Source organism: Paraburkholderia ferrariae NBRC 106233, assembly GCF_000685035.1.
In the GTDB taxonomy this organism is placed as follows: domain Bacteria; phylum Pseudomonadota; class Gammaproteobacteria; order Burkholderiales; family Burkholderiaceae; genus Paraburkholderia; species Paraburkholderia ferrariae.
In genome coordinates this window covers 384,442-407,351 of the sequence record NZ_BAYB01000002.1, presented here as the reverse complement: position 1 = coordinate 407,351, position 22,910 = coordinate 384,442, and the positions used below count along the sequence as shown (strand labels likewise).

Genomic DNA, 22,910 nt, shown 5'->3' with positions numbered 1-22,910 from the left:
GCTCATTTCTACGGGGGTTTTATATGTCGATCAGCGCGCTAAACTACTCGAACTCCACCTGGTCACTCTGGGCGGCAAACCAGGCCGCCTCTTCGCAGAGCACGAGCGGCACTACGTCGTCGAGCGACACCCTGCTCTCCGGCCTCGATTCGTCGAGCACGTCGGGCTCCTCCAGCACCAACCCGCTTGCCGCCGCCATCGCCGCAGCCCTCGCCTCGCTCGGGCTGACTTCGGACAGCAGCACGTCCACGGCCACGTCGAGCACCGACACGTCGTCGAACTCCAGCAGCACTACGTCGAGCACGTCCAGCAATTCCACCGCCTCCAGCGACTCCGTGGCGGCTGCGCTTCAGCAATTCCTCGGCGCGCTGTTCCAGGCAGCCGCCCAGCAGAGCAATGGATCGTCCGCGAACGCAGACAGCAGCGACAGCAGCAGCGCCGTCACGTCCGCCGGCGCAACCTCCGGCACGACGAGTGCGAGCAGCAGCACTTCCACTTCGTCGTCCAGCGATACGGCCGCCGCGATGCCGCCGCCCCCGCCGCCGCAATCGTCCTCGTCGGGCGGTTATGGCAACGACCTGGCATCGGCCATCGAGAATATCGCGCAGTCGCTCAGTTCGACATCCAGCAGCACGTCGTCCGATTCGGGCACCGCAGACAGTTCGTCCTCCAGCGCTTCGGGCAGCAGCTCGGACAGCACGCTGACTTCGGACTTCCAGAACCTGTTGTCCGCCATGGGCGACGCTTCGAGCAGTTCGTCCAGCGGTTCGACGAGCAGCGCGAGCCTTCAGCAATTCCTCACGACGCTGGCCGGCAACCTGCGGCAGCAGAGCGCCTCGGGCGCGAGCGGCCTCTTCGTGCAAACGTCCGCCTGAGCGGACGGTTTGCCTCGATCACTCGTGGTGTGTTCGACGCGCCGGCCTGCGAAAGCCGGCGTTTTTTCGTTCAGCCGCGCGTGGCCGGAATGGCGATCCGCACCTGCAGTCCGCCCTCGGGATGATTGCCCACAACGCAGCGGCCACCGATGTCGCGCGCGAGCCGCGCGACGATGGCGAGCCCGAGACCGCAGTGGCCGTCGCCGCCCCGCGCGGCATTGAGCCGGACGAACGGCCGCATGGCGGCCGCAATGCGATCGGGTTCGATGCCGGGGCCATGATCGCGCACGCAAATCGTCCAGACGTCGTTGTCCAATGACGTTGCGATCGCAACCGGTGCAGCGCCGTATTCGAGCGAGTTTTCGACGAGATTCGTCACGAGCCGGTCCAGCGTAGTCCGCGGCAGCGTGAACTGCGGCCCGGCCCGCAAATCGAGGGCGAACAGCGGACTCCGCCCGCGTTCGAGGTCGCCTTCGATGTCGTCGGCGTTGCCGAACTGGCCTTTCAGGAAGGCATCGACCTCGACCTGTTTGCCGCTATCGGGTTCGTGGCGCGCGAACTCCAGAAACTGCTGGACGATGTGCGTGAGCGAATCGACCTCATGCAGCATGCCCTCACGCTCGCTCGCTTCGGTCATCATGCTCGCCCGCAGCTTGAGCCGCGTGAGCGGCGTCTTCAGGTCGTGCGCGACGCCGGTCAGCATCACCACCTGATCGTCGTCCGCCTCGTTGACCCGGCGCATCATGTCGTTGAACGTCGCGCTGAGCTCGCGCAGTTCGCGCGGCCCTGCCGCGTCCACCGGCGCAATACGCTCCCCGGTGCCGAACCGGCGCGCCGCCTGCACGACGCTCGCAAGCGGCCGCTGGATCTGCCACGCGGCAAGGAACGAGAGGATCAGCGCTGCCGCCAGCATCGAGAACGCTTCGATCGCGAAACGCGGCGGCGGCGGCATGTCGATCGGCAAGACCACCCAGGTCGCGCTCTCCGGAAAGCGTACCCAGAGCTGCGGCGGGCGCGTGTCGTCCATGGCGATCTCCGTGCCGGGCGGCAGCTTCGCGGACAGCGCGCGAGCCAGATCGACGAAAGGCCCGTGCCGCGGCGGATGCAGATGCAAACCCGGCGGCAGATTCCACGCGGCAACGCGGCGCACCTGCAATACGGCGCTCAGGTCGTCGGCGGACTGCGGCCCGAGCGGCTGGCCGATGCGCACCTCCGGCGGCATGCCGGCCTCTTCCGGATGCGCTTCGTTGGCCACACGCAATGCGAGCAGCATGCCGCGCGCAAAGCCGTCCATATCGTGGTGCGGCCGCTGCCACGCAAGCACCAGCAGCCAGCCGAGCTGGATGGCGAGCAGCACGGCCGTGGACATCAGCGCCATGCGCCCGAACAGCGTATTGAGCGGGCTTCTCACGGAGCCGGCGTGGTGCGCGGCTCGCCCGCGGTATCGGCGAAATGCGCGGGATCGGGCACGAAGATATAGCCCTTGCCGCGCACGGTCTGAATGTAGAGCGGATTCGAAGGATCGGCCTCGATCACCCGGCGCAGCCGCCAGATCGGCACGTCGAGACTGCGCTCGCGAAAAGCCCGCTCCTCGCGATGCACGATGTCGTGAATCAGCGTGCGCGAAAGCACCTTGTAGGGATGCGTGGCAAACACCTTGAGGAGAGCGAACTCGCTTTCGCGCAGCACGATCTGCGAATCGCCTTGCGACAGCCTGCGCATCGTGAAGTCGAGTTCGAACGGCCCGAAGCCATAGCGCCTGCGTGCCTCCGGCATGGTCGCCGTCGAGGGCCCGCGCCGCCGCAGGATGTTCTGGATCCGTACCAGCAGTTCATGCGGATCGAATGGCTTGGGCAGGTAGTCGTCCGCGCCCAGCGTCAAGCCCCGTATGCGGTCGGACACGCTGCCGCGGGCCGTCACGAAGATGACCGGAATATCGTCGCCGCTTGCGCGCAACGCGGCAATCGCTTCGAGGCCGTCGGTCTCCGGCATCATGATGTCGAGCACCACGATGGACGGACGTTCGCGCTCGAGCCGGCGCTGCAGATGCTTGCCGTCGTGCAGTACCGCCGCGTCGAAGTGGTGCGAGCGCAGAAAGCGGCTGAGAAAATCGCGCACGACCGGGTCGTCGTCGACGATAAGGACGCTGGGATTCATGCGGGAATTCTAAGGCAGCGCCCTCGCGCCCAGTGCGCAAACGTTGGCTCCGGATTCTTACCGTATCTTTCCTGAGGGCGCGGCCCGCCGATCAGTTCCGCAGCGCCATGACGACGTACTGGAAGTCGTCCCGCCCCGGCGCACAAATCAATGCGCCGAGGTGGGTCGTGCTGAACTGCACGTGCAGCCGATCCGTCTTGAGCGTAGTGGCCACGTCGAGCAGATAGCGGATATTGAAGCTGAGTTCGACACGCTTGCCGCTGTAGTCGATCTCCATGGCCTCGACGGACTCTTCGTTTTCGGTATTGCTCGCGCAAATGGTCAGCCGGCCTCCATCGGCAATGCAGCGTATGGCCCGAAACCGTTCGTAGGTCAGGATGACCGCGCGTTGCAGGCACGCCAGCAGGGCCTGCCTGTCCACCGAAAACGCCGCTTCGAAGCGGGTCGGCACGACGCGCCGATAATCCGGGTATCGTCCCTCGATGAGCTTGCAGGTAAAGGCAATATTCGCGAACGCGAACTTCGCGTACCGCGTCGAAATCTCGATCTTCACCGGCGATGCGTCGTCGGGCAGCAACCGGATGAGTTCGAGCGCGGCCTTGCGCGGCACGATCATCTCGCCGGGGGTCGTCTCTCCTGCGAGCGAAATGCTTGCCGTGGCGAGACGATGGCCGTCAATGGCCACCGCAGTAAGACGGGGCCCGGTGGTCAGCAGCGCGCCATTGAGGAAATAGCGCACGTCGTTGTCGCCCATCGCGAAGTGGATGCTGTACAACAGGCTTTTCAGGTCACCCGCATTGACCGAGACCTGGCGGACGTTGTCCTCGTCGAAGCGCGTCAGCGGATAGTCTTCGAGATTCGCCAGTTGCAACTGGATACGGCTCGATTGCGAGCGCACCAGCAGGTGTTTGTCGCTCACCGCGAGCGAAAGCTCGGTGTCCGGCATGGCGCGCACCACGTCGAGCAGCTTGCGCGCGTTCACCAGCACTTCCGGGCTTGCGCCGTTGGCCTCGATCGCCTCGCTCGCCACGAGTTCGAGATCGAGATCCGTGCTTCGAAAGCGGATGCCGTCGCCGCCGGTCGAAATCAGCACGTTCGCCAGCACCGGCAGCGTATGCCGCCGCTCCACAATGCCGCACACCACCTGCAAGGGACGAAGAAGCTCATCCCGCCGGGCCTTCAGGATATCGATAATCAACGGGCGCTCCTTTTACGGGACTCGGCCGGGGCAGCGTTGCCGGCGGCGCATCGACCTGTCCCAATGCGGTTTTTCTGGTTCGATTGACAATCTCTATGTGCGAGGTACGTCGACACAGTCGATTCTTTCAATTTGCAGTCCTTATCGACTGGATTGAAACGCGTGTCTTTATCGCCTGCGCATACAGGATTGCGTCTGGCTTTCAATACTGCGGTTACTGAGGCCCGTGCGGATTCTGCGGAACGGCAATGCCGATCGGGCCATGTAGCTGGCTCAGACAATAAACGCGAATAAACTTCACGTCAACTGACAAGCGACACTTGTCTTTCAAGAGTGACTTCGCTAAACTGGCGTCATATTCATTAAAATGCGGCGCGCAATGGCCTCTCACCAGCCTTCCGCTACCCGGCCGCGCGATATTCCCTGCTCATGCGAAACACGAACGAAGTCGAACATCCTGGCGTAGCCGTGCGCCAGCAATGCCTGGAACGCTTCAATCTCTCAGTGACCGAGGGGGCGCAGGTATTGGGCGTCAGCCGCCAGGCGCTGACCAACCTGCTCGGCGGCAAGGCGGCTATCTCTGCGGAAATGGCGCTGCGCCTCGACAAGGCCTTTGGCGGCGGCGCGGAAACGTGGCTGCAGCGCCAGGTGCTCTACGATCTGGCGAAGGCGCGGCTGCGCCTGGAAGAACTCGATGTCGTCCGCCTCGTGCCCGCTGCGCAGTCGGCACTCTTCTGAGTCGCCGGTCCGGCACGCCCAAATGGCTCGGACAATTAACGCAACCGCTACCCGAAAACGCGCGTCCATACGGCCCGGACACGCCGCGCGCGGTCTTCCAGCAGATACGAAGCCGCCAGTGCAAAGAGACCCGAGACGATACCCGTGGTGACATGCTCGATCACGGGAATACGGTAGCGGCTCGTATGCGAATAGGCATCGCCCACCGTCGTCAGGCACGCGACAACCAGCGCATTGCCATAACGGTTGCCGTAGAGCTTCGCGGCCGGCGTAAAGGTGAGGAGTACTGCAAGAAGCCCGGTGAACAGGCCGGTGCGCAACGCAATCGACCAGTGCATGAGGCTCATGACGTTGCCCCAGCTTCCCGGCATGCAGGTCATGCAGGCGCTGGTGGGTTGCCAGAATCGCTGGACGAACAGCCTCAAGCGGCGCTTCCACTCATTGGACATGAAGCACCCCCCGGCAGCGCGCGAAGAAGGGCGCCTGCGTGAAGCTGCGCGATTCCACCACCGTGCCAAACACGCTTGACGTCTCTCCATAGCCCATGACGACGCACCTCGTTAGAAGCCCATAACATATGCGCAACTGCCGCCCGTCGCGACGGGCGCATGTCGCGGCGGAATCGAAAACGAACCGCTTGAGCATACCGCGGGTGCGCCGCCGGCACAGCCCTTCCCGTGGCCGCCCAGGCGAGAAGCGTATCGAGCAGAAACCCGCTCGCGGCCGCTATCCGGACATTAACACCGCGCGGGGAACGACGGTATTGCGTTTCCGTCCCTTCCGGTATTTGGCCCCCATTCACTCTCCACGATCCGCCATCGGCCCTTTAGCGGTGCTCCATGCGCCTCGCTGGGGCAAACCGGCAGGTGCAATCGCCGCATCGGAACCAGGGAAACGTTTGCGACTACCCGCAAGGCTTGCAGGCCCGAAGCTTGCATCGCGACATACCGAAACCAACGCGATGATCCACCCCATGTCCAATCCTCAAGCTATCGTAGACCTCACCCATGAAGTCAAGCGGCTCGCTACCAACAAGATCAGCGATATCAATGACATCAATCGGGAAACCACCTTTCTCGCCCTCAACGCGCTTATCGAAGCGGCACGCGCAGGCAATGCGGGAAAAGGCTTTGCAGTCGTTGCCAACCAGGTCAAGCATGTTTCCAGACGGATCGGCGAGATCACCGCGGACCTGAACAAGGACCTGGCCGGATCGCTGACCACGCTCACGCAGCTCGGCGACAGCATGATCGAACGGCTGCACTCGCACGATGGGCAGCGCTGCGCCGACCTCGCACTGAACATGATCGACGTGATCGACCGCAACCTCTACGAACGATCGTGCGACGTTCGCTGGTGGGCCACGGACTCGGCCGTCGTGGCGTGCCTCGCGAATCGCGACGCCGCCGCGGCGGAGCACGCGTGCGAACGGCTCTCGGTAATCCTCGACAGCTACACGGTCTATCGTGACCTGTGGGTGGTGGACGAGCATGGCGTGGTCGTTGCGAACGGACGTCCGGCGCTCTATCCGGTGCAAGGCAAGAACGTGGCCGAGGCCGAATGGTTCAAGGCCGCCATGAAAACCCGGTCCGGTGCGGACTACGTGGCCCGCGACGTCGAGCAGCTTGCCCTGTTGCGCGACGCTCAGGTGGCCACCTATTCGACGGCGATTCGCGAAGCGGGGCTCGCCCATGGCCGCGTGCTGGGTGCACTCGTGATCTTCTTCGACTGGGCGCCGCAAGCCAGCGCGGTTGTGAAAGGCGTGCGCCTGAGCGACGAGGAATGGGCGCGCACGCGCTGCATGATTCTCGACGCGTCGTTTCGTGTGATCGCCTCCTCGGACGACAAAGGCATCCTCAACGATCGCTTCGTACTGCAAACTGAAGGCAAAAAAGCAGGCTTCTACCGCGCAGCGAACGGAAGCACGGTTTCGTTCGCTGCCACGCCAGGTTACGAGACGTATCGCGGATTAGGCTGGTACGGGGTGATTTGCCAGCAGCCGGCTCCTGCTGCCGCCCGCTAAGCCGCCAGCGAGGTATTACCGCCACTCGCCATTCGGCAGACTGCCGCGATAAGGCGTATCGCGGCAGTCCCCCCAGAGGTCGCGCCAGTACCCAGGGCGAAGGTGTCGGTAATGGCCGGGTGCGGACTCATGATGTAGCCGTAGTCTCCGCCTTCATAGGCCATCGCTCAGGCCGACATGAGCGAGAGCGTCACGGCCATGGTTGCACAGGCAATCCGGTAGCGCGCATTCACGATGATTTCCGTCTCGAGTTCGTTGGCGGCGCAGTCCGTGCGCGGGCGCCCTGGAACAGGAAGATCGAGCATCGGGAACGCGTCGCTCAGGGCCTGCAGTGAACCCCTATCTACAGGGACTTGACGGCCTCGTAGACGCACGCAAAAAACTCGTTCGCGTAATCCGGATTGAGCCACCGCACGATAAGCGCGAGGCGCAGCGAAGGTTCGATCCACATGAACGAGCTACCCGCGCCCACGCCGAAATAGCTCGACGCCGGCACGCCCGGAAACATCTTCCGCGCCGTGTTGAGCCACACGAGATAGCCGTAGTACGGCGCAATCGCGCAAGGCGCGCGCATGCGCGCGATCCATTCGCGGGACAGCACGCGGCGGCCGGCGGCCATGCCGTCGTCCAGCAGCATCTGGGCGATCTTCAACTGGTCGTTCGCGCTGATCGACATGCCGCCGCCCCAATGTGTGCCGCCGGGCACCGACTGCACGCGTCGCCCGCCGATCTCCACCCACGCGTGGTCGTAGCCCACCCAGCGCCAGTTCTCGCTCGCACCGCAAGGGCGCGCGATCGCTTCGCGAAACACGTCCGGCAACGGCGCGCCGAACAGATGCAGCAACGCGAGCGATAGCTGATTGATCCGCACGTCGTTGTATTCCCAGTAGGTGCCGGGCGCCTGCAAGGGCCGAAGATCGCCCTTTTTGCCGTTGGGCGGTTCGCCGAACGTCACCGCGCGGTAGTGGTCCGCCTGGTCGGACAGGCCGAAACAAACGCCCTGCCACTCGCTCGTCTGCTGCAGCAACTGGGCCCACGTCACCTGCGCGTTGTGTGGATCGTCGAAGCCGATACCGGGCACGAGCACGTGCACCGCTTCGTCCAGGTCGGGCAGCAGGCCGCGGTCGTGGGCGACGCCGGCAAGCAGCGCGAGATAGGTCTTGGCAATACTGAACGTGAGGTCCGCGCGATCCGGCTCGCCCCACGTCGCGAGTACACGCGAGTCGAGGGCGAGCGCGCCCGATACGGGTCCGCGGTCGTGCACGGGACCGAGCAGACGGTTCCAGGGTGCGGGATCCTTGATGTGGACGCCCCATTCGCCATCGACCTCGCGCGTCCAGGTCGATTCATGATCGACGGAAAACTGGATGGCGCTTTGCAAAGCCTTGTTCATCTGCATTTCCGGATTCTTTCCAGGGTGAAGGTCGTTCATCGCGCGAGCCGACGCGCGCGCGCCCAGCCTATCGTGAACAGACTCACGACCGCGGCGATCATGAGGTAGAAGCCCGGCGCGAGATTGTTGTGGGTCACGGCAATCAGCGAGGTGACCGCGAACGGCGTGAAGCCGCCGAACAGCGTCGTGCCGATGTTATAGCCGAGCGCCATGCCGGTCGTGCGGGTCGCCGTGGGGAACAGCTCGGCCATGAGCGCAGGGATGGGCGCGAAGTACGTGGCCTTGAGCAGCGCAACCCAGATCACGGCGATCAGCAGCGTGGGCAGCGACGGATGCGCATTCATCAGCACGAATGCCGGATAAATCGTGACGAAGAAAATCACGCCCGCCACGAGCATGATGCGCGTGCGGCCGATCTTGTCCGAGAGATGTCCGACGAACGGCACCAGCACCATCATGATGAAGCCCGCGCTCAGGGTAGCAATGAAGCCCGACGACGGGGCGAGACCCAATTGCCGCGCCGCGTAGGTGGGCATATAGAGCAGCATGTAGTTGGCCGTGGTGGTGAGCACGAGCGAGCCGATGGCGATCAGCACGCGCTCCTTCTGCTTCGCCAGCACTTCGCGCACCGGCGAAGCAAGCTTCTCGGCCTGCTCGAACTCCGGCGTTTCCTCCATGCGGCGGCGAATGTACAGGCCGATCGGACCGATCAGCATGCCGAACAGAAATGGGATGCGCCATCCCCAGCCTTCGAGTTGCGGCGGCGTCAAAAACCCTGTGAGCACCACACCGAACAGCGAGGCAAGCAGCGTGCTCGCGCCCTGACTCGAAAACTGCCAGCTCGACATGAAGCCGCTTCGCCTGGGCGCATGCTCGACGAGAAATGCCGTGGAGCTGCCGAATTCGCCGCCTGCGGAAAAGCCTTGCAGCAGCCGCGAGCAGAAGATGAGAATCGGCGCGGCGAACCCGATGGTGTCGTACGAGGGCATGAGCGCGAGCATGCCCGTGCCGACCGTCATCAACGCGATCGACAGGGTGAGCGACGCCTTGCGTCCGTGGCGGTCGCTGTACGAGCCGAGCACGAGCGCACCGACCGGGCGCGCCAGGTAAGACAGCGCGAAGGTGCCGAAGGTGAGCAGCAGCGAGATCGTGCGATCGTGCACCGGGAAGAACAGGCGCGAAAGCGTTGTGGCGAAGTAGCCGTACGCGACGAGATCGTAGAACTCGAGCGCGTTGCCAATGGAAGTCGCGACGATCAGCCGGGTGACATTCGACTTCGACGCCTGCGTGTGCGGCGCTTGCGTCAGCGTGGCGGATTCACTGCTCATGGCGTAGGCCTCCGGTAAATTTGCGGGGCAGATGAAAAGCGGAGTTGCTGCCGGGCACCCCGGCCTCGCGCGTGCCGAGATCCCAGAAGAGCCCGGCCATGATCTGGAGTCCTTCGCGTATCACGGGGCCGAGCATGTGCTCGTCGGGCGCGTGCTGCGAGCAACCAGGGTACGAATGCGGCACCCAGAGCGTGGGCATGCCGATCACATCGGCGAACACGTCGTTGGGCAGCGTGCCGCCGAGGTTGGGCAGCAGCACCGGTTGCGCTCCCGTGGTCTGCGCGAGCGAGCGCCGGGCCCACTCCACCCATGGGTTGTCCGGATCGACGCGCGTGGCGGACATGCCGCGCTCGACTTCGACCTCGACCATCGTGTAGCCCTGCGCGTCCAGATGGCGGCGCACGATCTGCTGCAGGTTCTGCCAGTCGGTCCCGACCACGAAGCGCAACTGCATGTGCGCGAACGCATGCGGCGGAATCGCGTTCACCGGCTTCTCCGGGTTGCCGGTGCGAAACGCCAGCACTTCGATGGTGTTCCAGGCGAACACGCGCTCGGCCGGTGTCAGGCCGGGTTCGCCATAATCGGCATCGACTGCGGGCTCGTCCGGATTGCCGCCTACAACGACCTCGGCGAGCGCGCGGCGCACGGCGTCCGGAACCGGCGGCGGCCGCAGCCCATCAATCGCGATGCGGCCGTTCGCATCGACCATCGAGGCAATGGCATTGGCGAGCACGACACCCGGATTGCGCAGCAGGCCGCCCCAGTTGCCCGAGTGATGCGCGCCGTCGCGCAGCTTGACGTCGAGGCGGAAATTGATCGAGCCGCGCGAGCCGAGAAAAATCGTCGGGCGGCCGGCGGCGAGCCGTGGGCCGTCCGAAGCGATCAGCACATCGGCGGCGAGTTCGTCGCGCAACTGCGCGCACAGCGCGGCGAGTCCCGGCGAGCCCCGCTCCTCCCCGGTTTCGAACAGCAGCTTCACGTTGAACCCCAGCCGGCCGCCGCGTGCGTCGAGCACGGCTTTGAGCGCGGCGAGATTGATGCTGTGCTGGCCCTTGTTGTCGGCCGTGCCGCGGCCGTACCAGCGCTCGCCGCGCAAGGCGACGCGCCAGGGCGAAAGCCCCTCGGACCACTGGGCGTCGTAGCCGCGCACCACGTCGCCGTGACCATAGCTCAGCACCGTCGGCAGATCGTCGCCCTCGTGCCGGTGGGCAACGAGAAACGGGCCCGCGCCGTCAACGGGATTCTCGACGATGCGGCAAGCGAAGCCCCAGGCCGCGAGCGTGGGCATGAGTTCCTCGTCGAGATAGGCGCGCAACAGCGCGTAGCTGCCGGCCTCCTGGCTTTCCGTGCGTACGGCGACACGGCGCTGCAAGTCGTCGAGAAAGGCTCCGGATTCGTAGCAATGCGTGGCTAACTGGATGGCGGTGTCGCGAGTCACAGGGGTCTCCGTTCAGGCGTGAGAGCGGCCGCCGGGCAGCGCATGGTGCGTGGCACACCACCCCGGATCGGACGTCATGTATTCATGCTGACGCGGACGATATTTCTGGACAATTACAATATTTCTCACCGATCTTTGCCGAATCGGCAAAGCTCACCCGTGTTTTCCCGTAGCCACCGGGGTGCCGATACCATGGATCAAACCGCTTTACGCTACTTTCTCGAGGTCGCCCGCAGCGGCTCGCTCAGCAAGGCTTCCGAACGGCTGTTCGTGGCCGTGTCGGCACTGAGCCGGCAGATCGCGAAGCTCGAAGAGCAGATGGGCACGCCGCTCTTCGAACGCCGGCCGCGCGGCATGGTGTTGACCGAGGCGGGACGCCTCGTCGCCAATCATGCGCGGCGCAGCCAGCTCGAGGAAGAACGCGTGATCGACGAGATTCGCGGCTTGAGCGCGCACGGGCGCGTCATGCTGCGTATCGCTGCGTCGCAAGGCGTCGCGCCGGATTTTCTTCCGCAGGTCTGCCGGCATTTCCTCAAGACCTGGCCGGGCGCGCACTTCCAGATGGATGTTTCCGCGCCCTCGGTGGCCACGCAGCGCGTGCGCGAAGGCACGCACGACGTGGCCGTGTGCTTCAGCATGGCGCCGGAAAAAGATGTGCATGTGCACTACGCACAGCGGGCGCCCATTTATGCGGTGATGCGAAGCGGACATCCGCTTGCTTCGCGGGAGGCCGTGGCGCTTGCCGACCTGGTGTCGTGGCCGGTTGCCATGAATAACGAAAGCGGAACGCTGCGGCAGTTGTTCGATATTGCGTGCAGTCTGGAGGGTCTTATTTTCGAGCCTGTCTTCGTCGCCAACCTTCAGACAGCACTCCAAAGCTTCGTGCTCAATACCGATGCAATCACGCTGGCCGGCTATCTCACGGCGCGCAGCCGCTTGGGACCCGGCGGACTGACCGCCCTGCCCATCACCAACCCCGAACTGCACCAACGCACGCTGCAGATCCAGACGATGGCGGGCCGCACCTTGCCGCGTGCCGTTGTTGCGTTCGTGGATCTGGTTAAAGAGGCGATTGAAACGCCGGAACTGGTGGACTAGCGTCTTTTCCTTTTGGAAACACAAGGCTTGTTCGCGATAGAAGACGAATCGCAAGTTCGCTGCCTGACAACGCGCGGCTGATCGAGCCAACGCGCATGCGGGCGGACTCGTGTACTTCTGTCACAATCGGAGTCAGCGCTTTTGCCGATCCGACTTCAGCCACGCACCCTACCGGAATTTGTACATGCCCATTTTCGGAATCAGCCTTCACGTCATCATCGCGTTGTTCTTTGCCGTCCATGCAGTGCGCACCCAGCAGAACATGTACTGGCTGCTGATCCTGTTTCTCTTTCCCGGCATTGGCAGCGCCGTCTACCTCTTTGCCGTTTATTTGCCGGCGCTTCGCCAGTCGCGGGGAGCGCGGGCCGCGACGCGCACCCTCTCCCGGCTCGTCGATCCCAACCGGGCGGTGCGCGAGGCGCGCATGGATTTCGACAGTGCGCCGACCGTGGCGCATCGCATGCGTCTGGCTGCCGCGCTGCTCGAAGCCGGCGATGCCGCCGAAGCCCTGACGCACTATCAGGCGGCGGCCAGCGGGCCGTTCTCCACCGATCAGGCGCTGCTCGAAGGCATGGCGCGCGCGCAGTTCGCCACCGGCGATGCGTCGGCCACGAGGGAGACGCTGGAGCGGCTATTCGCCGCCCATCCCATTTGCCGCCAGCAGCCCGAGCCTGCCTTGCTGTATGCGCGGGCGTTGGCCGCGACAGCCGCGCCACAGACACGCGCCGCATTCGAGACGGCACTCGCCAGTGCGCGCGACGCCGAGCCACGGTGCCTGTACGCCGACTGGCTATCCGCACAGCCCGATGAGGCAGACCACGTGCGCGCCCGCGAACTGTATGCCGAGATCGTGCACGATGCCCGGCACTGGCCGCGCCATGCCCGCGAACACAACAGCGAGTGGCTGCAACGAGCCCAGGCCGCGCTGGCGCGATGAACGCAAGGAGGCCCTCAGCAGAAAGGGGGCGTTGGCTGCTTGTCTCCACGCTTATCTCCACATTGACGAAGGGAGTCAACGCTTGAACGCGCATACCGAAGCCGAAAATTATTTGCTGGACTTCCATCGACGGATAGTCAGCTCCACGAGCATTGCGTTTGGAGCGGTTCCCGCCTCGCTCAACGGTGTCGTCCATGCATCGTCCTACCATGCTTTGGCTTCGATGCTCCCGTTGGACGACAACGCGCTATCGGTTGTGGACATCGGCTGTGGAGACGGCCACCTGCTCGGCTTACTGGCTGCGCAGAAGCATCGAGGATTGCGATTGATCGGCGTTGACATGAGCGACGGAGAACTGGACGTCGCCCGAGCCGTATTACCCGCCGATATTGCCTTGTTAAGGGAGCGCGCACAGGATCTATCGATCGCGACGGGATCGATAGACGTTGTGCTCAGTCATATGGCTTTGATGCTCATGGGCGACCTCGAGCAAGTTTTCTCGGAGATACGCCGGATTCTACGTCCGTCCGGTTTAGTCGCGTTCATAGTCGGCGGCAAGGGATTGCTGGAGCCGGTCAGGCATCTGTACCTGAACGAACTGCGACCGATTCTGCGAGAGGAAAACATATCTCTGTGCTTGCACAACGAAAGAACGACAAGCGAAGAAGGATGGCGCACGCTCCTGTCACCCTCCTTCACCGATTGCAGGTTTGCCGATGTTGATCTGAGAATCGATGCAACGCCAACGGAGATCTGGGATTCCTTTCTATCGACGACCTACGACGTTGACTTGCTGTCTTCCGAGGGACAAGAGAAGTTGCGCAAGCGCACCATGGCGGCGCTGGCGAGTCATTGCGATAGTAACGGGAAACTCCGTTACGGTTGCGGGCTTCGGCTAGTCGCTGCGCGGGCACGGTGAAATGGGCTAATCAGGCGGCATTGCCCCGGTGGTGCTTTTCCAGCATCGACGCCATTTAGCCTTAGCCATAGAGCCCGATGCAATTTTCCCAAGGATCGCGCAGCATGCACATCTGCTTGCCGGCTTCCACGTGGGCCGGCCCTCGGTAAAGCGTGGCACCTATACGCAGGAAATGCTGTAACGCTTCGTCGAAGTCGTCGACAGTCCTGTGCATGCGTCGATCTACCTTTCATCACGATTGCGAGGGCAAGGATGCGGATCTCGGTCGTTGACGCAGAGCCACGCAAAGGAACAAGCCTGCCAATGCTTCTGCCTCTCGGCTCGTAAGCAAGCGCAAGCCGTACAAGTCGCGTATCGATCTGGGGAGAAAAACATGCGTCTCGCGCGCGCAAGCCTCTTTGCCCTGCTCTGGCTGTCTGCCTCTATAACCAGTCTCGCGTCGGCATCCGAAGGTCGCCAACCCGGACGTTTTCCGCTTTCTATCATCGATAACCGTGCCTTCGTTGATGTGCAGGTCGATGCAAAGGGTCCATTCGCTTTCATTCTGGATACGGGCTCGTCCAGTTCGACGATCAGTACCGCGTTAGCGGAAAAATTGAAGCTCGTCCCTGTGGGCGCCGGAACGGGAACAGGCGCCGGCGAGCAGCCTCTCTCTTTTAGCAACGTCCACCTGAACGACCTGGCCGTCGGCTCATTCTCCCTCGGCGACCTGGATATCCCGGCAATGGACACGACTCGACTGAGTCGCGTCATCGGCTTTCAGCATTTCGACGGTGTGCTTGGCGCAGAGCTATTCCGGAAATACGTTGTGACGCTGGATGCTGCGCGCAAGCAGGTAGCCATTCAGGATCAGGATCAATTCAAGCCGGCGGCAGATGCGATACCGGTTCCGTTCACATTGGACGAGAACGAAACACCGCTTGTGGAAGCTTCCATTGATGGCACAACTGCCTTGTTTCAGATCGATACCGGCGACCGCTTCAGCCTGACGCTGTTCAACGGCTTCTGGCGTTCCCATCAACTCGACATGAAAATGGGGACTACCGTTGAAGCCATGACCGGGTACGGCGGCGGCGGTCCGATCCGCGGCATTGTCGGAAGGCCAGCACGCTTTTCCATCGGCAATCTTGCCGTGCCGCCACCCGTCACGCGTCTGTCGCTTCAGGCAGCCGGCGCATTTACCCGGAGTGACCGCGCGGGAAGTATCGGCATGGGCATTCTGAAGCGATTTACGGTCTCATTCGACTATGGTCATCGCGTGATGTGGCTTTCGAAGAGCGCCGGGTTCGATGTCCCGGACCGGTACGATCGAAGTGGCATGTGGCTGGGGCTATCCCCGCAGGGGCTGCGCGTAATCGACGTGATCGCAAACGGACCCGCGGCAAAGGCCGGCGTGCATGACGGCGACGTCGTCACGAAAGTAGGTGCCCTGCCAGCAGATGCGAATACGTTGTTCGCGATCCGCACGCTGCTTGAGGAGCCGGGCATATCGAGTGTTGCCGTGCTCGTAAGCCGGGCAAGCGGAGTTCAACTGACCCATGTTGTACTTCAGGATCTGATCTCGCCCCAGGCTGCGCTAACTGGGCGCTCCGGCACAGCCGCCCATATATGACTTCTTCGACCGCAAGGAATGCACCTTGAATCTGGCAAAGCGCGTTACGTACGGATTGGCTGGAGTGGTTTTCCTGTGCTTTCTGGTCATACTAACGCTGCATCACAATGGGTCGATTGAGACAGAGACCTTGATCGACAGTTCGCCTCAGACCGTGTGGACGGTGCTCACGGCAACCGACGATTACCCGTTGTGGAATCCCGAGATTTCACAGCTTCACGGACAGCTTCGCGAGGGCAACGTCATCGAGTTCGTCGAGGGGACGGGGCCGGACGCGATGGTGTTTCATCCCACGATACTTGCGGTGCAGGCTGATCGAGAATTGCGATGGAAGGGGTACGTCGGGTTTCCGGGTATTTTCGACGGCGAGCACCGTTTCGTTCTCGAGGCCGTGGGCAATAAAACGCGCTTTATCCAGAGTGAAACGTTCACCGGCATTCTTGCTGGCGCACTGACCGAGAGCGTCCTGAAAGACACGGTGAATAGCATGCATGCAATGAACGATGCGTTGAAGAAGCGAGCCGAGCTAGTGTCGGGTCAATCGCCGAAATAGCCAGTCGGCTCGCACTGGGTAACAACGGCCGCTAACCAGCCCGCCATCGAGTTCAGGGTGGCACGCTCGCGAAGGCGCTCTCCTCCGTCCGCCCCTGATAGACACAGATCCGGTTTCGGCCCGAGTACTTCGCCTCGTAAAGCGCGGCGTCCGCGCGCATATTCAGGAGATCGAATGTATCCCCTGGCTGCCATGCCGCGATACCTCCGCTGAAGCTGTACCTGCGAGGCCCCGAGCCGGTATCCACCGGTTGCAGGGTCACGGAGCGACTCAGCCTCTCTGCGAAGCGCAGCGCGTCGTCCGTCCCAGCCTCGGGCAGCAGTATCGCAAACTCTTCGCCGCCCATGCGCCCCAGCACATCGCCTCGCCTTAGCTGACTCTCGACTCGACGGACAAACTCGCGCAACACCGCGTCGCCGCCCGCATGACCGAACGTGTCGTTGATTGCCTTGAAATGATCGAGGTCGACGATCAAAAGAGAAAGCGGCACGCCGGAGCTCACAGCGCCGGCAGACAGGCGCTGCACAGCGGCCTCGAACCCCTTGCGCGACAGCGCACCGGTCAGGAAATCGCGGTCGGCGGCGGCACGCGCATCGGTGAGGAGGGCGTCATGCACCATCATCATCGCCGCCATCGAAAGCATCGGCATGATTGCCCCGCCGATCGCCAGCAACGCCACACTCCCGGCGGTGGCAAACAGCAGCGTGTTCGTCGTACCGGTCAGCGTCGTGAAATACACGCCTCTCACAAGCTGGCAGACACCGAGCACAAGTGCCATCGTTGCCGTCGCCCAATACGGATACGCCGCTCGCGCGGGCGGCCGGTGGCGCACAACGAGGACCGCAACGGCCATGCACAACGCAGCCGAAAAGAGTACCGTGACGAGCACACGCTGCGGAATGCTGTCGACAACGTAGCGCCAGTACACCAGGGCGGCGCCAAGCGCGACCAGCCCAGCAATCAGGACGCTCCAGCGAACCGGGCGCTGGAGAAAGCGTGCGCAGCCCACGTAATAAATAACGGCCGAAAGCGCCATCAACTCGTTTGCCACGACGACCGATACGGCGTCCGGAATCCGTCCGCGCAATAAAATGAGCGGCAGCGCCACCACCATCATGAGGTTGGAGGCAAACCAGTCAGATACGCCCGGCATTCTGGAGCGAAGCAGTGAGCCCAACAGCGGCGTCAACATCAGGCTCATCAGCGCAGAGATGGCAATGGCTACTGCGGGATCTAGCATGCAGGACAACCCGACCCGGAAGGCATAAGGCACCGGTGGAGCAAAAGCCGGCGCACCCGATTTGTAAAGAAGTTCCAGCAAAGCACGCCGGTGCCTTTGCTTCGACGCGCGGCCCGCGCAACGCAAGTGCGATCCCACCAGCACCCGCACCCACATTGTGCGCAAGGAGCCTCAAGTTTTCGCCCTGCGTGCCGTCGATCATACTATGGAGAATGCCTGCATAAGCAAGGCAACGAAAGCATTGCGTCAGCCTATGCCCGCTCCTGCGACTTCCACTTGCCTCCTGGGCCCCGGGATCAGACCGTGCGCCGCCCGCCGACGTTGACACATCTCGTGGTGCTTGCCGCCACGTTCGTGCTGCTGCATGTTACAGGTCTATGGTTACTGCCCGCGCAGGCTACGCTGGTCACTTATCCGTTTCTGCTGCTGGCGCCGCTGCTTGCCTTTGCCAGTTGCTGCTGGCAGGCCAGGGCTGAAACGTCGGGGGCACGTTTGCCCTGGGTTCTGCTCAGCGCAGGTATTTTTCTGTGGGCGTGCGGCATTTTCCTCAGTGCCTGGGAAGATATCTGGCAGCACCTTCCGCAGAGCGCCGCATGGTTTTCGGATTTCGCGTTCTTCCTTTATGGCGTGCCGGTTCTGCTGGCCCTTTCGTCGGCATCGGAGGAACAACGCATCCCCTCTTTCATCTGGATCGACGCGACGCAGGCCCTGCTAACGGGCTTTCTGCTGTACATCAGCATTTTTTCGGCCATGCCGTTTGCGGACGACACCCTCGCGCCGGTTTCGGCTTCCACGCTTGTTCTGACCTATAACACCGAGAATTTCATTCTTGCCATCGCGGCCACCTTGCGCGTGCTCGCCCAGCCACGAGGCCCGGAGCGCCGGTTTTACCTGATCCTGTTCCGTTTCCTGTGGATCTACGCGCTCATGGCCTACGTGTACAACAACTGGGCGGCGGTGTCGAACGCGCATACCTCGATGGATGTGCTGGTCGATCTGCCATTCCTGTTCCTCGCCGTGGCAGCCGGGGCGCCGCGCCCGTTGCGCGTTGAAGGCGACGAAGCCGCTGAAGCAGGGGGAGCGCCCCACCGGCACACACTCGCCCTGTTCGTCGAAAACGTCAGCCCGGTTTTCTATACGGTGGCTCTGCTCGCGCTCAGCACCTCGCTGATGCGCCGGCATTTCTACGTGGGAACGGCGGGCGTTTTCGCGGCTATCGCGCTCTATGGAACCCGCTCGACGCTGCTCCAGAGCAGGTACATCCGCATACAACGCGAGTTGCGCGAGGCGCGAGACCGCCTGGAGCAGATCGCGCTCACGGACGCCTTGACCCATACCGCGAACCGTCGCCGCTTCGACGAGGCACTGGTGCTCGAATGGAATCGCGCTATCCGCCACCGGCATCCGATTGCGCTGCTGCTAATCGACATCGACTATTTCAAGCAGCTCAACGACCGCTTTGGACATCCGGCTGGGGACCGTTGCCTCGTTTCCGTTGCACTCGCGCTGCAATCCACGTTGCCGCGCGCCGGCGATCTGCTCGCCCGCTACGGCGGCGAAGAGTTTGCCGCGATTCTGCCTTCGACCGATGAAGCCGGCGCGCGCCGGGTGGCCCTGACGATGCAGGAAGCCATTCGCATGCTCGAACTTCGCAACGAAACGGCAACGGGGCCGTTTGTCACGGTAAGCGTGGGGGCTGCCGTGTTCGAATCGCCGCAAGGCGGCCCGGCGGATATTGTGGCGGCCGCAGATCAGGCGCTCTACCGGGCAAAACAGTGTGGCCGCAACCGCATTGAGGTCACTACGGAGTGCGGTATTCTGCGCAGTGGCATGCAGTAGCGGCCAGGTATTCGCGCCAAGGCGCCTTGCGAGTGGCGGAAAGCAGCCGGAGTCGAACCGACCTGGGAACGGCTGACGTCCCCAACCAGGTTTGAAGCCTGGCCGTACCACCGGATACGAATGCCTTCCTTCGCACACCTGACATACCGCGGACAACCACGCGGCATTCACAGCACGTCACGCAACCGGCTATCGGCACGCAGCACGTGCCGCTCGCGGTGAAACCGAGTATATCCAACGCGGTCGAAGAACTCCAGAATCTGGATCGCGCGCTTGCGGCCCAAGCCCGTAGCATCGCGGAACGCCGCGGCGGAAATCGAGCCGCCTTCGGCAGCCGCCACTTGCGCCGCGAGCCGCGCGAGTTCGTGCACGACATCCCGGTCGTAGAACAGATCGCGCACGACCTGATACAGCTCGCCTAGCCGAGCGAGCTTGCGCAGCAGCGCGCGCACGGCCTCCTCGGGCTGCTGCGTCTCGCGCGCGAGATCGCGCACCCAGGGCGGATCATAACGTCCTTGCGCAATCAACGGTCTCAAACGTGCCGCCAGCGCGTCCTCCCGCGCATCGAGCGACACGGCATGCGAAGGCAGATGCAGCCACGGCCCGCTGCGCGCGAGGCGGCCGTCTTCCACGAGCGCATCCACTACGGCACGCCAGACGGTATCGGTCACGAGCGGCGCTGCGATACGGCGCAGGCGCGCGGCATCGGGCCCCTGCTCGTCGGGCATGCGTGCATGAAATTCGTGCAACGCTTCGACGATGCGCGCCGCCATCCGTTCCCAGTGCTGCCGCGCCATCACGACACCGTCGTCCGCGCGGCCATGCGCTGCAATTTCGATAGCGTCGCGAGGCAGCGCAAGCGCATCGGCGGCGTAGCCCGTCAATTGCGTCAGCGTGGTGCGGGCGATGCCTCTCGGCGCCTGCTGGATCAACGCGTCGATACGCCCTTCGTCGAGCCACACCTGCAACGCGTCGAGCCACGCGCGGCGCTCGGGCGTGCGCCGTCGTCTGGCCGGCCCGAACGGATCGAGCACGCGTCCGCCGCCCACCGTTCGCGTGGCCTGGGCATTGCGCACGATGAGCCGGTCGCCGGGCAATGCGACCAGCGGCGTATCGAAAACAAGTTGCACGCGCGCATGCTCGCCGGGCCCCAGCGTCTCGCCGTCGAGCAGCACAACGTTCGCCATGCGGTGGGCCGTACCCAGATGTACGTGCAGCGGCGTCCAGTGCTGCAGCGTGAGATCCGCGTCGCCGAGCAGGTTCAGTTCGCAATCGATACGCGTCGCGCCCTGCGCGAGCCTCGCATCGACGATCCAGTCGCCGCGCACGATCTGCGCCTTGTCGATGCCCGCAAGGTTGAGGGCGCAACGTTGCCCCGCTCGCCCCTCCTGCGCCGGGCGGTTCTGCGCATGGATGCTGCGCACGCGCACGGGCAACCCCGCAGGTGCCAGCATGAGCGTATCGCCTACCTGCACGCGACCCGCGAAAACCGTACCCGTCACGACCGTGCCCTGCCCGGCCAGCGTAAAGACGCGGTCCACGGCCAGCCGAAAGAGCCCGTCCGCGCGGCGCCCCTGCCACGCCATCGCCTGCTCGCGCAGCCAGGCGTCGAGCCTCGTCACGCCTTCGTCGCCCGCCTGCGTGGCGCGTGTTTCGAAGCACGGCGCGAGCGCAAATGCAGTCGGGGCAAGCCATGCGGCGACTTGCGCGCGTACCTCGGCGAGCCGGTCGGCATCCACACGATCGGTTTTCGTGAGCGCGACGGCACCCTCGGTCACGCCAAGCAGTTGCAGGATCGCGAGGTGCTCGCGCGTTTGCGGCATCACGCCGTCGTCGGCGGCCACCACGAGGAGCGCGAAATCGATGCCGCAGGCGCCCGCCGCCATCGTGTGGACAAGCTTCTCGTGCCCCGGCACGTCGATGTAGCCCAGCACCTCGCCGTTGGCGAGCGGCACATAGGCATAGCCCAGCTCGATCGAAATGCCGCGGGCTTTCTCTTCCTTGAGGCGGTCGGTATCGACCCCGGTCAGCGCGCGGACCAGCGTGGTCTTGCCGTGATCGATATGTCCGGCCGTGCCGACGATCACAGGCGCAACTCCGCCAGCTGCGCGATAAAAGCGGCTTCGTCGGCGCTTTCGAGGCAGCGCAGGTCGAGCCGCAATGCGTCGTCGGCAATGCGGCCGATCACCGGGCGCGGCAGTTCGCGCAAGGCCCGCTCGAGTTTCATGAGCGCACGGCCGCTGCCGCTCTTGCCCGCATGACGCACGACCAGGCCGCAGCTCGGCAGCACATCCACGGGTAACGCGCCGCTGCCGATCTGGCTGAACATGGGTTCGACGCTCGCCGCATAGGCGTCTCCCAGTGCGCGCTGCAACGTGGGCAGCGCGCGCTCGGCCAGCGTCTGCATCTCCGCCGCTGGCCGCGTAAGCAGACGCAGCGTGGTGAGCCTTTCGCGCAGAAATTCCGGCGCCTGATAGAGCCTGAGCACCGGCTCCAGCGCGGCCAGCGTGAGTTTGCCCACGCGCAGCGCCCGCTTGAGCGGATGCTTCTTGATCTTCGCGATCAGTTCCTTGCGGCCGACGATCAGCCCCGCTTGCGGGCCGCCCAGCAGCTTGTCGCCGCTGAACGTCACGAGATCCGCACCGGCTTCCACGGTCGCGCGCACGGTGGGCTCGGCCGGCAAGCCCCACTGCGTGAGGTCGGTCAGCGTGCCGCTGCCCAGATCGACCGCTACGGGCAAGCCCCGCGCACGCGCGAGCGGCGCGAGTTCGTCGAGTTCGACGCTCTTCGTAAAGCCGCTAATGGCGTAGTTGCTGCAATGGACTTTCATGAGCAGCGCCGTGCGCGCATTGATGGCTGCTTCGTAGTCCTTGAGATGTGTGCGATTGGTCGTGCCGATCTCGCGCAGCTTCGCGCCGGCGCGGCTCATGATGTCGGGAATGCGGAACGCCCCGCCGATCTCGACCAGTTCGCCGCGCGAAACCACCACTTCCTTGCGCGTGGCAAGCGCCGAAAGCGCGAGCAGCACGGCGGCGGCGTTGTTGTTCACCACGGTCGCGGCCTCGGCGCCGGTCAACTCGCAGATCAGGTCGTCGATCAGATCGTCGCGGTCGCCGCGCTTGCCGGTTGCGAGATCGAACTCCAGATTCGCCGGCTGCGTCAGCGCCTGGACGACAGCGGCAACCGCGGCATCGGGCAACAGCGCGCGGCCAAGATTCGTATGCAGCACGGTGCCCGTCAAATTGAACACGGGACGCAGCCGGCCCTGCGCGCGCTGCGCCAGGTAACGTCCCGCTTCGCCGATCGCCCGTTCCGGCGCGAACGGCTCGGCCTCGCCTTGCCCAGTTGCCGGCACGCCGCCCTGGCCGTTTGCCTGCACGTCTTGCCGCCATCGTTCCAGCGTGGCGCGTATCGCTGCCAGCACCTGCGTGCGGCCATATTCGGCAATCAGCGGTTGCGCCGCTGCGGAGGCAATCACACGCTCTACGGCCGGCACCCTCGCGAGCAACGCATTCAGCGCGCGCGCGTCGCGCTCCGTTTCCTGTCCCACGGCTTCGCTCAT

The 22,910-nt window shown here is 63.9% G+C and carries 22 protein-coding genes and 1 tRNA gene; 9 read left to right on the top strand and 14 right to left on the bottom strand.

The window, feature by feature from the left end; all coding sequences use genetic code 11:
• Nucleotides 1-43: 43 nt before the first annotated feature.
• On the bottom strand, nt 44-319 hold the full coding sequence (locus BFE01S_RS02140) for a hypothetical protein (protein WP_028224173.1): 276 nt from the start codon (nt 317-319) through the stop codon (nt 44-46).
• Between the two features lie 16 nt (nt 320-335).
• Between BFE01S_RS02140 and BFE01S_RS43850 the strand changes: the two genes are divergently transcribed.
• Nucleotides 336-875, top strand: a complete 540-nt coding sequence (locus BFE01S_RS43850) for a hypothetical protein (RefSeq protein ID WP_156966873.1) — start codon at nt 336-338, stop codon at nt 873-875.
• A gap of 70 nt (nt 876-945) precedes the next feature.
• On the opposite strand, the gene BFE01S_RS02120 is transcribed toward BFE01S_RS43850, so the two are convergent.
• The 3 genes from BFE01S_RS02120 to dnaN all read right to left on the bottom strand — a co-directional run bounded on the left by BFE01S_RS02120 (nt 946) and on the right by dnaN (nt 4,230).
• Nucleotides 946-2,286, bottom strand: a complete 1,341-nt coding sequence (locus tag BFE01S_RS02120; RefSeq protein WP_028224172.1) for an ATP-binding protein — start codon at nt 2,284-2,286, stop codon at nt 946-948.
• On the bottom strand, nt 2,283-3,032 hold the full coding sequence (locus BFE01S_RS02115; RefSeq protein ID WP_028224171.1) for a response regulator: 750 nt from the start codon (nt 3,030-3,032) through the stop codon (nt 2,283-2,285). The genes BFE01S_RS02120 and BFE01S_RS02115 overlap by 4 nt, the downstream gene beginning before the upstream one ends.
• Before the next feature lie 91 nt (nt 3,033-3,123).
• Nucleotides 3,124-4,230: a DNA polymerase III subunit beta gene (gene dnaN / locus BFE01S_RS02110; RefSeq protein ID WP_052420763.1), complete on the bottom strand. Its 1,107-nt coding sequence runs from the start codon at nt 4,228-4,230 to the stop codon at nt 3,124-3,126.
• A gap of 429 nt (nt 4,231-4,659) precedes the next feature.
• Here dnaN and BFE01S_RS02105 point away from each other — a divergent pair, with 429 nt between their 5' ends.
• Nucleotides 4,660-4,968: a HigA family addiction module antitoxin gene (locus tag BFE01S_RS02105; RefSeq protein ID WP_028224169.1), complete on the top strand. Its 309-nt coding sequence runs from the start codon at nt 4,660-4,662 to the stop codon at nt 4,966-4,968.
• 47 nt (nt 4,969-5,015) lie between these two features.
• Here BFE01S_RS02105 and BFE01S_RS02100 read toward each other — a convergent pair whose 3' ends face one another.
• Nucleotides 5,016-5,417, bottom strand: a complete 402-nt coding sequence (locus tag BFE01S_RS02100; protein ID WP_028224168.1) for a hypothetical protein — start codon at nt 5,415-5,417, stop codon at nt 5,016-5,018.
• Nucleotides 5,418-5,941: 524 nt separating this feature from the next.
• Between BFE01S_RS02100 and BFE01S_RS02095 the strand changes: the two genes are divergently transcribed.
• A complete protein-coding gene (locus BFE01S_RS02095; protein WP_028224167.1) occupies nt 5,942-6,991 on the top strand; it encodes a methyl-accepting chemotaxis protein in 1,050 nt (349 codons plus the stop codon).
• Between the two features lie 167 nt (nt 6,992-7,158).
• Here BFE01S_RS02095 and BFE01S_RS43845 read toward each other — a convergent pair whose 3' ends face one another.
• The 4 genes from BFE01S_RS43845 to BFE01S_RS02075 are packed head-to-tail and all read right to left on the bottom strand — an operon-like array spanning nt 7,159 to nt 11,150.
• The gene (locus BFE01S_RS43845) at nt 7,159-7,296 is read right to left on the bottom strand and encodes a hypothetical protein (RefSeq protein ID WP_156966872.1); all 138 of its coding nucleotides are present in this window, start codon (nt 7,294-7,296) and stop codon (nt 7,159-7,161) included.
• Between the two features lie 38 nt (nt 7,297-7,334).
• The gene (locus tag BFE01S_RS02085; RefSeq protein WP_028224166.1) at nt 7,335-8,384 is read right to left on the bottom strand and encodes a serine hydrolase domain-containing protein; all 1,050 of its coding nucleotides are present in this window, start codon (nt 8,382-8,384) and stop codon (nt 7,335-7,337) included.
• A 35-nt stretch (nt 8,385-8,419) separates the two neighbouring features.
• Nucleotides 8,420-9,712, bottom strand: a complete 1,293-nt coding sequence (locus tag BFE01S_RS02080; protein WP_028224165.1) for an MFS transporter — start codon at nt 9,710-9,712, stop codon at nt 8,420-8,422.
• Complete coding sequence (locus BFE01S_RS02075) at nt 9,702-11,150, bottom strand: M20 family metallopeptidase (RefSeq protein WP_028224164.1); 1,449 nt, start codon at nt 11,148-11,150, stop codon at nt 9,702-9,704. Before BFE01S_RS02075 ends, BFE01S_RS02080 begins: the two co-directional genes overlap by 11 nt.
• Nucleotides 11,151-11,342: 192 nt before the next feature.
• On the opposite strand from BFE01S_RS02075, the gene BFE01S_RS02070 reads away from it, so the two are divergent.
• Nucleotides 11,343-12,248 carry a LysR family transcriptional regulator gene (locus BFE01S_RS02070; protein WP_028224163.1) on the top strand — a complete coding sequence of 302 codons (906 nt, stop codon included), beginning with the start codon at nt 11,343-11,345 and terminating at the stop codon, nt 12,246-12,248.
• Here the strand turns inward: BFE01S_RS02070 and BFE01S_RS44920 are convergent.
• Nucleotides 12,211-12,489, bottom strand: a complete 279-nt coding sequence (locus BFE01S_RS44920) for a hypothetical protein (RefSeq protein WP_169742580.1) — start codon at nt 12,487-12,489, stop codon at nt 12,211-12,213. The two genes, BFE01S_RS02070 and BFE01S_RS44920, sit on opposite strands and share 38 nt — an antisense overlap.
• Between BFE01S_RS44920 and BFE01S_RS02065 the strand changes: the two genes are divergently transcribed.
• From BFE01S_RS02065 to BFE01S_RS02045, 4 genes are all read left to right on the top strand, one after another.
• Nucleotides 12,433-13,185, top strand: a complete 753-nt coding sequence (locus BFE01S_RS02065) for a membrane protein (protein ID WP_028224162.1) — start codon at nt 12,433-12,435, stop codon at nt 13,183-13,185. The genes BFE01S_RS44920 and BFE01S_RS02065 overlap by 57 nt on opposite strands.
• Nucleotides 13,186-13,267: 82 nt before the next feature.
• Nucleotides 13,268-14,104: a class I SAM-dependent methyltransferase gene (locus BFE01S_RS02060; RefSeq protein ID WP_028224161.1), complete on the top strand. Its 837-nt coding sequence runs from the start codon at nt 13,268-13,270 to the stop codon at nt 14,102-14,104.
• A 373-nt stretch (nt 14,105-14,477) separates the two neighbouring features.
• Nucleotides 14,478-15,716, top strand: coding sequence for an aspartyl protease family protein (locus BFE01S_RS02050; RefSeq protein ID WP_028224160.1), 1,239 nt, complete (start codon nt 14,478-14,480; stop codon nt 15,714-15,716).
• A 25-nt stretch (nt 15,717-15,741) separates the two neighbouring features.
• Complete coding sequence (locus BFE01S_RS02045; RefSeq protein ID WP_052420761.1) at nt 15,742-16,269, top strand: SRPBCC domain-containing protein; 528 nt, start codon at nt 15,742-15,744, stop codon at nt 16,267-16,269.
• A 52-nt stretch (nt 16,270-16,321) separates the two neighbouring features.
• On the opposite strand, the gene BFE01S_RS02040 is transcribed toward BFE01S_RS02045, so the two are convergent.
• Nucleotides 16,322-17,590, bottom strand: coding sequence for a GGDEF domain-containing protein (locus BFE01S_RS02040; protein WP_245621007.1), 1,269 nt, complete (start codon nt 17,588-17,590; stop codon nt 16,322-16,324).
• A gap of 45 nt (nt 17,591-17,635) precedes the next feature.
• On the opposite strand from BFE01S_RS02040, the gene BFE01S_RS02035 reads away from it, so the two are divergent.
• Nucleotides 17,636-19,348 carry a GGDEF domain-containing protein gene (locus BFE01S_RS02035; protein ID WP_169742586.1) on the top strand — a complete coding sequence of 571 codons (1,713 nt, stop codon included), beginning with the start codon at nt 17,636-17,638 and terminating at the stop codon, nt 19,346-19,348.
• A gap of 33 nt (nt 19,349-19,381) precedes the next feature.
• Here the strand turns inward: BFE01S_RS02035 and BFE01S_RS43840 are convergent.
• The 3 genes from BFE01S_RS43840 to selA form a co-directional block, all read right to left on the bottom strand.
• A tRNA-Sec gene (locus BFE01S_RS43840) sits at nt 19,382-19,477 on the bottom strand.
• 38 nt (nt 19,478-19,515) lie between these two features.
• Nucleotides 19,516-21,435: a selenocysteine-specific translation elongation factor gene (gene selB, locus BFE01S_RS02030; RefSeq protein WP_028224156.1), complete on the bottom strand. Its 1,920-nt coding sequence runs from the start codon at nt 21,433-21,435 to the stop codon at nt 19,516-19,518.
• On the bottom strand, nt 21,432-22,910 hold the full coding sequence (gene selA, locus BFE01S_RS02025; protein ID WP_028224155.1) for an L-seryl-tRNA(Sec) selenium transferase: 1,479 nt from the start codon (nt 22,908-22,910) through the stop codon (nt 21,432-21,434). The genes selB and selA overlap by 4 nt, the downstream gene beginning before the upstream one ends.